The following is a 9,485-nucleotide window of genomic DNA, read 5'->3' on the forward strand; positions in this document are numbered from 1 at the left end:
TCAGTTGTCTGTTACGGCCAGAGGTGGCTAATAGCTTAAAGGCGCCAGAGAACCTGAATGGCCCAGCCCGCGCAAGCAATCAGCCAGACGATGGTGGCTACCTGTAGGCACAGGCGCAACCAGACTGGCTTGATGTAGTCCATCCAGATGTTGCGCATGCCGACCCACACGTGGTACAGCAGCGCGATGATGACGGTGAAGGTCAATACCTTCATCCACTGTGACGAGAAGATGCCGGCCCATCTGTCGTAGCCGATGGGGCCTTTGCTCAAAATGAGCTGGGCCAGAACCATCAGGGTGAACAGGGCCATCAGGGCCGCGGTCACTTGCTGGCCCAGCCAGTCACGCAGACCGTAGTGAGCGCCGACAGTAATGCGCTTGGCGCCGTAATTGACAGACATGGTGTGCTCCTTTAATCAGTTGAGGACAGAGCTTGCCGCTTTGCGGCTGCGGACTGTCCCGCAAACTTTCAGTTTTAATAAATGCCAAACAGCTTGGCACCCAGCACAAGCGTGAGGCCAATGCTCACCGCTAGCGTGAAGATGGCTGACGATTTGCCGAATTCCTTGCTGACGGCCGCGTGGTTGGTATCCATCCACAGGTGACGAAGACCTGCGATGAAGTGGTGCAGGTAGGCCCAGATCAGGGCCAGTGCGACCAGTTTCCACAGCACACCGGGCAGGCCCAGCATGCCCACGTTGAAGGCGGCCTTGAACCTGGCGAATGAAATCTCGGAAGAAATCGACGTGTCGAACATCCAGATGATGAAGGGCATCAGGAGGAACATGATGGCGCCGCTGGCGCGATGCAGGACGGAAACCCAGGCTGCCGGGGTCATTCGGTAGGTCGTCAGGTCTTTAAAAGCGTTGATGTTGCGGAACTCGGGCCGCTTGGGACGCTGTTTGGATGCCAGCTGTGTCATTTTTTTTGGCTTTCTTGAGTGTAATTGCGTGGTAACCGGAGATACGGTGACGCGCCGAACTTTTTAATTCTATTGCAAAGTCATTTACAAAACTTTGCAGCTTCTTGCGTGTTATCGTCAGCTAAGCTCGTTTTTGTAGTGGTGCTTGCAGGTGCGGTACAGGCCCCGACGCAACTCCATGGGCTGGTCGTTGTAGGTATAGGCCGTGCGTTCCACACTCAACAGCGGCTCACCCACCGGCACCTTCAGCAGTTCGGCGGAAGCCGCATCGGCGGCAACCGCGCGGATTTTTTCTTCGGCACGCACCATGCGCACACCAAATTCGGTTTCAAACAGCGCATACATCGGGCCGCGGTAGCTGGCCAGCCGGTCAGCGGTCAGGCCCTTGAACGGGCCACCGGGCAGCCAGACGTCTTCAAGAATGGTGGGCACGCTCTGGAAGGCCAGTACACGGCGCAGCTGCAGCACGGCATCGCTCGTGCGCAGGGCCAGGGCGCGGGCAATGTCCGCGGGTGCGCGCAGGCGTTTGCAGTCGATGATCTGCCGCTCAGCCGGGCCCTCGTTGTGGGTGTCGCCACTGTCTGGCATCAGCCGCAGGAAGCGGTATTGCACCTGCTGCTCGGCATGCGTGCCGACAAAGGTGCCCTTACCCTGGCGTCGCATCACCAGGTTGTCGGCGGCGAGCTCGTCAATCGCTTTGCGCACCGTGCCCTGGCTGACGCGAAAGCGCGCGGCAAGGTCCATCTCGCTGGGAATCAATTCGCCCGGCTTCCACTCGCCCTCCTGCAGACTTTGCAAAATCAATACTTTGATCTGCTGATATAGCGGACTGAATGCTGGGGCAGCGCCCGCCTCGTTGGCGGCTGTGGCTGTGTCGGTCAATGAAGATGAGGTGGTTGCCATAAAGACAGTGGGTTAATACGGCGGCTCGGCATGCATGGAAACTAAATGTAAATCATATCTTATATAAGATATAAGACAAATTGGCGTGTGGCATTTTTCAAGCGTAAAATGTTTGGCTGAGCGCAACGCACCGCCTAAGCGTTTCGGGTATCTCTCAGGAGATTGAACCTGCCCAGATTTATCCGAAGTTCCCAAGGTTGGTGCCAAGCTTCTCACCCCTCATCCTGTTTCACGTAATTTTTAACTTACTGGAGTTTCGTCATGAGCAAAAAACCCGTCCGTGTTGCCGTTACTGGTGCAGCAGGCCAAATCGGTTACGCATTGCTGTTCCGCATTGCCTCTGGCGAAATGCTCGGCAAAGACCAGCCTGTTATTTTGCAGTTGCTGGAAGTCCCGGTTGAAGGCCCACAGAAAGCGCTTAAAGGCGTGATGATGGAACTCGACGATTGCGCCTTCCCCTTGCTGGCCGGCATGCAAGCCCATGGCGACCCAATGACCGCCTTTAAAGATGCCGACTACGCATTGCTGGTGGGTGCTCGCCCGCGCGGCCCCGGCATGGAGCGCGCCGACCTGCTGGCCGCCAATGCACAGATTTTCACGGCACAAGGCAAAGCGCTCAACGCCGTCGCCAGCCGCAATGTCAAGGTGCTGGTCGTTGGCAACCCTGCCAACACCAACGCCTACATTGCCATGAAGAGCGCGCCAGACCTGCCACGCAAGAACTTCACCGCCATGCTGCGCCTGGACCACAATCGCGCCCTGAGCCAGATCGCTGCCAAAACCGGCACCAAAGTGGCCGACATTGAAAAACTCACTGTTTGGGGCAACCACTCGCCCACGATGTACGCCGATTACCGCTTTGCCACCGTGGATGGAAAAAACGTCAAGGACCTGATCAACGACCAGGTCTGGAATGGCGACGTGTTCCTGCCCACCGTGGGCAAGCGTGGTGCGGCCATCATCGAGGCGCGTGGCGTGTCTTCCGCTGCATCGGCTGCCAATGCAGCAATTGACCACATGCGTGACTGGGCGCTCGGCACTAACGGCAAGTGGGTCACCATGGGTATTCCATCGGACGGCCAGTACGGTATTCCAAAAGATGTGATGTTCGGTTTCCCCGTCACCACCGAAAACGGCGAATACAAACTGGTCGAAGGTCTCGCGATTGACGAGTTCAGCCAGGAGCGCATCAACAAGACGCTTAAGGAATTGCAGGATGAGCAAGCCGGCGTAGCTCACCTGCTTTGATTCCATACCCTTATCAAGCAATGAGACATCCGCGCGAAGTTCTTCTTGGCGCTCAGGCCGCAACAGGTTTCCTGCCTGTTTGCGACCATTACAGCGGCGTGGAGGCGCGGATGCGCAAAAGCCTGCAGTTGCAGGCCGACATGATCGAAGAGTTTGGCACCTGCGTTTTTGACGTGACGCTGGACTGCGAGGACGGCGCGCCGGTGGGTGGTGAAGCCGAGCATGCGGCCATGGTGGTGGCGCTGGCAACACTCGCCAGTGACAAAGCCCGCGTCGCTGTTCGCGTGCACGCGGTGGATCATCCTGCGTTTGAATCGGACATGGCCGTCATCGCCGGAAATTTGGCGCGCACGCTCTCGCACATCACGGTTCCCAAGGTCGAATCCGTGGAGGATGTGATCAAGGCCGAGCAGGCGTTGTTGGCAGCGTCGGCTGACCATTTGCCGCTGCATGTGCTGATCGAGTCACCAGCGGCTGTGCATCGCGCCTTTGAAATCGCCGCGCATCCCCGGGTGCAGTCGCTCAGCTTCGGCCTCATGGATTTCGTGTCTGCCCATGGGGGCGCGATTCCGGCCGATGGCATGAGCAGCCGGGGCCAGTTCACCCACCCCCTCGTGGTGCGCGCCAAGCTAGAGATCGCGTCTAGCTGCCACGCTCACGGAAAGGTGCCTTCACATTGTGTGGTCACCGAGTTCAATGACACTGAGGCGATGACAATAGCCGCACGCCATGCTCGCGAGATGGGCTACAGCCGCATGTGGAGCATTCATCCGAGCCAGATCCGCCCCATCCTGGAGGCCTTCGCCCCCACTGAACGCGAGATCGAGGATGCTACAAAAATAATAGCTAGTGCCGCCCGTGCTGATTGGGCTCCCATTGGTTTTGAGGGTAAATTGCACGACCGCGCGAGTTACCGCTACTTCTGGCAGGTGCTCGAGCGTGCGCACCAGACAGGCCGGGCGCTTCCCGCCGAGGCGAAAATCTATTTCCAGACAGCCGTTCGCTAAAGCTTCATCACATCACATCATTTCAGGAGAGCCGCATGAAAGCCACCCACACCACCACCCTTGCCGCCACGTTGGCCGCCACCGTTTTAATGGCTGCCGCCAACCTGGCAACGGCGCAAACGGCCCCCACCACCAAGACGGTAAAACCTGCCGTTGCAGGCACCAAGCCAGCGGCGACCGCTGCCAAAAAGAAACACGCAGTCAGCGCAAGCCGCACCCGTCTCAAGAGCGACGCCAAGAACATGGCTGCAGGGATTGAAGCCGCCGAAGCCGCACTGACCCCGGCCGAGCTGGCCATTGCCGAGCGTGTGCAGGTGGGCCACCTGCCTTGCGAACTCGGTGCATCGGTCACGCTGGTTCAAGACGCCAAAGCACCGGGCTATTTCGACATGCAGGGCAAAAATTTCAAATACCGCATGTTCCCGGTGCTCACCTCGACCGGTGCCATTCGACTGGAAGACCAGAAGGCAGGCGCGGTGTGGCTGCAATTGGCCAACAAATCAATGCTGATGAACCAGAAGCTGGGCATTCGCCTGGCCGACGAGTGCATGAGCCCGGCGCAAATGGTTGTGGCCGAAAATTTGAAGCTTAATCCACCCCCCAGCATTCTGGATGCGCCCAAGCCCGTAGCGACCCCAACGGCCATTGCCGCTGTAGAACCCCCGGCCGCAGCGCCGACGCTGCCTGCGCCAGCCGCCAGGTAAGCACGATTTTTGGACCCACGATTCCCCTACGATTTTTTCAACGATTTTGAAACCAGGAGTAGCCCGCATGTCATCCGAGTTTTTACAAACTTACCGCAGCCAGGCCGCCGAACGCGCGGTAATGGGCATTCCCCCGCTGGCTCTGACGGCGCAGCAGACCGCCGAGGTCATTGAGCTGCTGAAAAACCCGCCCAAAGGTGAAGAAGCGTTTCTGGTGGAGCTGATCACTCACCGTGTTCCAGCCGGTGTGGACGACGCGGCCAAGGTCAAGGCCAGCTACCTCGCGGCTGTGGCGCAAGGCACCGAGCAATGCGCGCTGATCTCACGCGTGCAAGCCACGCAACTGCTGGGCACCATGCTGGGCGGCTACAACATCAGCCCGATGATCGCGCTGCTGGACGACGCCAATGAGAGCGTCGCTGAGCAAGCTGCCAGCGGCCTGAAAAACACCCTGCTGATGTTCGACCAGTTCCACGACGTCCAGGAAAAAGCCGACAAGGGCAATGCCTACGCCAAAGCCGTGCTGCAAAGCTGGGCCGATGCCGAGTGGTTCACCAGCCGCCCTGAAGTGCCCGCATCCATCAAGCTGACGATCTTCAAGGTCGCCGGCGAAATCAATACCGACGATCTGTCTCCCGCCCCGGATGCCTGGAGCCGCCCCGATATTCCGCTGCACGCCCTGGCCATGCACAAAAATGCCCGCCCCGGCGTCACGCCTGAAGAAGACGGCAAGCGCGGCCCGGTCAAGTTCATTGACGAACTCAAGGCCAAGGGTAACCTCGTGGCTTATGTGGGCGACGTGGTCGGCACGGGCTCCTCGCGCAAGTCGGCCACCAACTCGGTGCTGTGGTGGACTGGCGATGACATTCCCTACGTGCCCAACAAGCGTTTTGGCGGCATCTGCCTGGGCAGCAAGATCGCGCCAATTTTCTACAACACCATGGAAGACTCCGGCGCGTTGCCGATCGAGCTCGACGTGAGCCAGATGGCCATGGGCGATGTGATTGAACTGCGCCCCTACGAAGGCAAGGCGCTGAAAGACGGCCAGGTCATTGCCAGTTTCAAGCTGAAAAGCGATGTGCTGTTTGACGAAGTGCGCGCTGGTGGCCGTATTCCGCTGATCGTCGGCCGCGGCCTGACCGCCAAGGCGCGTGCCGGGCTGGGCTTGCCCGTGTCCACCCTGTTCCGGTTGCCGCAAAGCCCGACAGCCAGCAGCCGCGGCTTCACGCTGGCCCAGAAAATTGTCGGCCGCGCGGTTGGCCTGCCTGAAGGCCAGGGCGTGCGCCCCGGTACTTATTGCGAACCCAGGATGACGTCTGTGGGCTCGCAGGACACCACGGGCACCATGACGCGCGACGAGTTGAAAGACCTGGCCTGCCTGGGCTTCAGCGCTGATCTGGTGATGCAGTCCTTCTGCCACACGGCGGCCTATCCCAAGCCCATCGACGTGAAGATGCACCACGAGTTGCCTGAGTTCATGAGCACGCGCGGCGGCATCAGCCTGCGTCCCGGCGATGGCATCATCCACAGCTGGCTCAACCGCATGCTGCTGCCCGACACCGTCGGCACGGGCGGCGACAGCCACACGCGTTTTCCGATCGGCATCAGCTTCCCTGCAGGCTCCGGCCTGGTGGCTTTTGGCGCCGCCACCGGCGTGATGCCGCTGGACATGCCAGAGAGCGTGCTGGTGCGCTTCAAGGGCACCTTGCAGCCCGGCATTACGCTGCGCGACCTGGTCAACGCGATTCCGCTGTACGCCATCAAGGCGGGCTTGATGACCGTTGCCAAGCAGGGCAAGAAAAACGTTTTTTCAGGCCGCATTCTGGAAATTGAAGGCCTGCCTGACCTGAAGGTCGAGCAAGCCTTTGAATTGAGCGACTCCTCGGCTGAGCGTTCCGCCGGCGGCTGCACGGTTCATCTGAACAAGGAACCCATCATCGAGTACATCACCAGCAACATCACCATGCTCAAGTGGATGATTGCGACGGGGTACGAAGATGTGCGCACCATCAAGCGCCGCATCGCCGCCATGGAAGCCTGGCTGGCCAACCCGCAATTGCTCAAGGCCGACCCGGATGCTGAATACGCCGCCGTGATCGAAATCGATCTGGCCGAGATTCACGAGCCCATCGTGGCCTGCCCGAACGATCCGGATGATGTGAAAACGCTGTCCGAAGTCGCCGGCGCCAAGATCGACGAAGTCTTCATTGGCTCGTGCATGACCAACATCGGCCACTTCCGCGCAGCGTCCAAGCTGCTGGAGAACAAGCGTGACATCCCCGTCAAGCTCTGGATGGCGCCGCCGACCAAGATGGATGCCAAGCAACTGTCCGAAGAAGGCCACTACGGTGTGCTGGGCTCGGCCGGTGCGCGCATGGAAATGCCGGGCTGCAGCCTGTGCATGGGCAACCAGGCGCAGGTGAAAGAGGGCGCCACCGTGTTCTCCACCTCCACCCGCAACTTCCCTAACCGCCTGGGCAAAAACTCCAACGTGTACCTGGGTTCTGCCGAACTGGCCGCCATCTGTTCCAAGCTCGGCCGCATTCCGACCAAAGCCGAGTACATGGCCGACATGGGCGTGCTGACGGCCGCCAGCGACAAGGTCTACCAGTACCTGAACTTTGACCAGGTCAAGGATTACACCGACCTGGCTGAGACCGTGAAAGACGGCGCACCTGCATAAGGTTCGCCTGTTTCAATAGAAAAGCGGTCTTTGGGCCGTTTTTTTTGCTTTGGCCCTCAGAGCAGCTCATCAAATCTTCAGGCACGAGTGGGTCGATCAGGGACTATTGCCTTGACGGCTGTTACCAGCCCCGCAGGGCCTCCTCTCGGCGACTTCCCTTCATCCCACAGCTTTTTCGTCACGGCTTTGTCGCGAGCAAGCTCGGAACAGGTTTCTAGAGGCTGGCGGGCAGCGGGTCGACGATGCGCAATTCTGAGCCGTCAATAAATCTGACGTACCAGAATGTCGGTGCGATCGGCAGGTTGTGGCGCACGTAGCTGACGTTGTGCCAGCAGAGGAAAACAGTGCTGGCACCGTCATCGGGCGGCGCAGTCAGGTAGTGGCGTGTACTGGCCACCAGGCCGTCGATGGCGCTCCGCTCACCACGGTGCCCAGCGACTCGTTGACGGCATTGACAGCTATGCCTTGACCCAGCAGATGAATCATCGTCTTGCCCAGCAGGTCAGGGCCCGACGCCTCGACGCACAACACGGCTTGGGTGTTGATGTGGACGTCGTCTGGCGCCACTGGGCCCGCGGCCTTGCTGAAAGAAATAAAGGGCATGGGCGGCTCCGGGGGGTCAAGTCCAAGGCGTCAAGATGCGGGACATGGCGCAAGCGGGCCATTGGGCCGCCTGGCCTGCGGTCACTTTCCCCCAGTCGGGCGCCACGCGCCGCAGACGAGGGTCAAGGTCAGGTCACATTCACTTCCTTGTGACCGCCTGGCTGCGGACGCTCGCCGGTCAGCGCTGCCTTGGCCTTCTTGAGGATTCGGGTCATTTTGCTTTCTTCAACGTTCCAGTACTGGGCATGAACAATATCGACCTCGAGCAGCGCGAGGTCGGTGTCGGTGGGTCCGCCGTGAAACCAGGCCTCGGCGGCCGGCGTCCAAAGCTGCTCGACCTTGGCGGGGTCGCGCACCACGCGAGCATTGCCTGCGATCGAGACATAACTGTCGTCGTCCGGGCTGGAATAGGAAACGTTGACGTTGCCGTCCTGGCGCACGCCGCTGGCCAGCTCCGATTTGTCAAAAATAAAGAAGTAAAGGGTCAACACCTCGTCAAGGGATTTGTTTTGTGTCGTCAGTGGATGGCTGTGGAGCATGCCATCGTCGTGGCGGTGTGTGAGCATGCCGAAGCGGATGTCCTTGATCAACTCCCAGAGGGTTTTGTGATCGGATTTCGAGTCGCTCATGGAGTTTCCTGTCAGGTTGCAATGAGAAGTATCCAATCTACTCTTGCGAGCGTGGCCTGGCCGTCAGCAGCTGGCGCAAGCCCCTGTGGTCATTTGCTGACAATGCGAACGGGGTGCAGCAGTGACTCGGATGGCAGGAAAGTTGCGGTAGAAAACAGAGCTGTTCGAGCCCGTACTTATTGGGTTATACGAACTTTTTGTTGATAAATAAAGGACGGTTGACTCCTGTAGGAGAGCAGGAAAATACCTTGCACCATGGCCGCTGCGCAGCGGCTGCGTGGCACTCATACGCAAAGCCCGCGGGCAACAGACGATGGCGGAAAGCTCGGGTCGCTTTTCTTTTTGCTATTGAGTCAATAGCGGCTCCCGCAAGCTGGGCGGCGGCTAGGTCCCTATTTCTTATTCAAAAATCCGTGCCAGCAGCGCCCCGTCGGCGGGCGCATCGAGTGGAATCCACACGCGCAGCGGGCTGCCAGGGGCGACGCTGATTTCCTCGCCGTCCAGGCTCTTCATGCTCGTCACTTGCACTGTGCGGTTGCCGCCGGGGTGAATGACTTCCAGCGTGTCGCCGACCTGAAAGCGGTTTTTGGTTTCTACCTCGGCCCAGCCGTCCTTCGTGCTTTTTACCTCGCCGACAAACTGGCTGCGGCGCATTTCGGAACTGCCGGATTCGTACTTCTGGTAATCCTCCGCCGGGCGACGTTCCAGAAAGCCGCTGGTGTAGCCGCGATTCGCCAGGCCTTCCAGCTCGGTGATCAGGGCGGGGTTGAATCTGTCTCTTATACA

Annotated in this window: 11 protein-coding genes; 4 read left to right on the forward strand and 7 right to left on the reverse strand. The window is 59.5% G+C overall.

Annotated elements, in window-relative coordinates:
- Positions 1-35 precede the first annotated feature (35 nt).
- The 3 genes from sdhD to B3F77_RS17140 all read right to left on the reverse strand — a co-directional run bounded on the left by sdhD (position 36) and on the right by B3F77_RS17140 (position 1,825).
- Positions 36-401 carry a succinate dehydrogenase, hydrophobic membrane anchor protein gene (gene sdhD, locus B3F77_RS17130; protein WP_293606115.1) on the reverse strand — a complete coding sequence of 122 codons (366 nt, stop codon included), beginning with the start codon at positions 399-401 and terminating at the stop codon, positions 36-38.
- A 74-nt stretch (positions 402-475) separates the two neighbouring features.
- A complete protein-coding gene (sdhC, locus tag B3F77_RS17135; protein WP_293606116.1) occupies positions 476-922 on the reverse strand; it encodes a succinate dehydrogenase, cytochrome b556 subunit in 447 nt (148 codons plus the stop codon).
- Between the two features lie 117 nt (positions 923-1,039).
- Positions 1,040-1,825, reverse strand: coding sequence for a GntR family transcriptional regulator (locus B3F77_RS17140; protein ID WP_293606117.1), 786 nt, complete (start codon positions 1,823-1,825; stop codon positions 1,040-1,042).
- A gap of 261 nt (positions 1,826-2,086) precedes the next feature.
- Between B3F77_RS17140 and B3F77_RS17145 the strand changes: the two genes are divergently transcribed.
- From B3F77_RS17145 to B3F77_RS17160, 4 genes are all read left to right on the forward strand, one after another.
- A complete protein-coding gene (locus B3F77_RS17145; RefSeq protein WP_293606118.1) occupies positions 2,087-3,073 on the forward strand; it encodes a malate dehydrogenase in 987 nt (328 codons plus the stop codon).
- A 20-nt stretch (positions 3,074-3,093) separates the two neighbouring features.
- The gene (locus B3F77_RS17150; RefSeq protein WP_293606119.1) at positions 3,094-4,080 is read left to right on the forward strand and encodes an HpcH/HpaI aldolase/citrate lyase family protein; all 987 of its coding nucleotides are present in this window, start codon (positions 3,094-3,096) and stop codon (positions 4,078-4,080) included.
- A gap of 35 nt (positions 4,081-4,115) precedes the next feature.
- Positions 4,116-4,784: a hypothetical protein gene (locus B3F77_RS17155; RefSeq protein ID WP_293606120.1), complete on the forward strand. Its 669-nt coding sequence runs from the start codon at positions 4,116-4,118 to the stop codon at positions 4,782-4,784.
- Positions 4,785-4,851: 67 nt separating this feature from the next.
- On the forward strand, positions 4,852-7,467 hold the full coding sequence (locus B3F77_RS17160; protein ID WP_293606121.1) for a bifunctional aconitate hydratase 2/2-methylisocitrate dehydratase: 2,616 nt from the start codon (positions 4,852-4,854) through the stop codon (positions 7,465-7,467).
- A 214-nt stretch (positions 7,468-7,681) separates the two neighbouring features.
- Here B3F77_RS17160 and B3F77_RS17165 read toward each other — a convergent pair whose 3' ends face one another.
- The 4 genes from B3F77_RS17165 to B3F77_RS17180 form a co-directional block, all read right to left on the reverse strand.
- Positions 7,682-7,864 (reverse strand): hypothetical protein, encoded by a 183-nt coding sequence (locus B3F77_RS17165; RefSeq protein ID WP_293606122.1) that lies wholly within the window; start codon positions 7,862-7,864, stop codon positions 7,682-7,684.
- Positions 7,840-8,070: a hypothetical protein gene (locus tag B3F77_RS17170; RefSeq protein ID WP_293606123.1), complete on the reverse strand. Its 231-nt coding sequence runs from the start codon at positions 8,068-8,070 to the stop codon at positions 7,840-7,842. The genes B3F77_RS17165 and B3F77_RS17170 overlap by 25 nt, the downstream gene beginning before the upstream one ends.
- Before the next feature lie 128 nt (positions 8,071-8,198).
- Complete coding sequence (locus B3F77_RS17175) at positions 8,199-8,699, reverse strand: pyridoxamine 5'-phosphate oxidase family protein (protein WP_293606124.1); 501 nt, start codon at positions 8,697-8,699, stop codon at positions 8,199-8,201.
- A gap of 399 nt (positions 8,700-9,098) precedes the next feature.
- The coding region (locus B3F77_RS17180; protein ID WP_293606125.1) for a U32 family peptidase C-terminal domain-containing protein at positions 9,099-9,485 on the reverse strand (387 nt) is incomplete at its 5' end.

The organism is Polaromonas sp. UBA4122 (assembly GCA_002381615.1).
Lineage (GTDB): Bacteria > Pseudomonadota > Gammaproteobacteria > Burkholderiales > Burkholderiaceae_C > Polaromonas.

Coding starts and splice junctions, on each gene's coding strand:
- B3F77_RS17170 (WP_293606123.1), bottom strand. CDS start 8,070: ATGCCCTTTATTTCTTTCAGCAAGGCCGCGGGCCCAGTGGCGCCAGAC.
- B3F77_RS17140 (WP_293606117.1), bottom strand. CDS start 1,825: ATGGCAACCACCTCATCTTCATTGACCGACACAGCCACAGCCGCCAAC.
- sdhD (WP_293606115.1), bottom strand. CDS start 401: ATGTCTGTCAATTACGGCGCCAAGCGCATTACTGTCGGCGCTCACTAC.
- B3F77_RS17175 (WP_293606124.1), bottom strand. CDS start 8,699: ATGAGCGACTCGAAATCCGATCACAAAACCCTCTGGGAGTTGATCAAG.
- B3F77_RS17160 (WP_293606121.1), top strand. CDS start 4,852: ATGTCATCCGAGTTTTTACAAACTTACCGCAGCCAGGCCGCCGAACGC.
- B3F77_RS17155 (WP_293606120.1), top strand. CDS start 4,116: ATGAAAGCCACCCACACCACCACCCTTGCCGCCACGTTGGCCGCCACC.
- B3F77_RS17145 (WP_293606118.1), top strand. CDS start 2,087: ATGAGCAAAAAACCCGTCCGTGTTGCCGTTACTGGTGCAGCAGGCCAA.
- sdhC (WP_293606116.1), bottom strand. CDS start 922: ATGACACAGCTGGCATCCAAACAGCGTCCCAAGCGGCCCGAGTTCCGC.
- B3F77_RS17150 (WP_293606119.1), top strand. CDS start 3,094: ATGAGACATCCGCGCGAAGTTCTTCTTGGCGCTCAGGCCGCAACAGGT.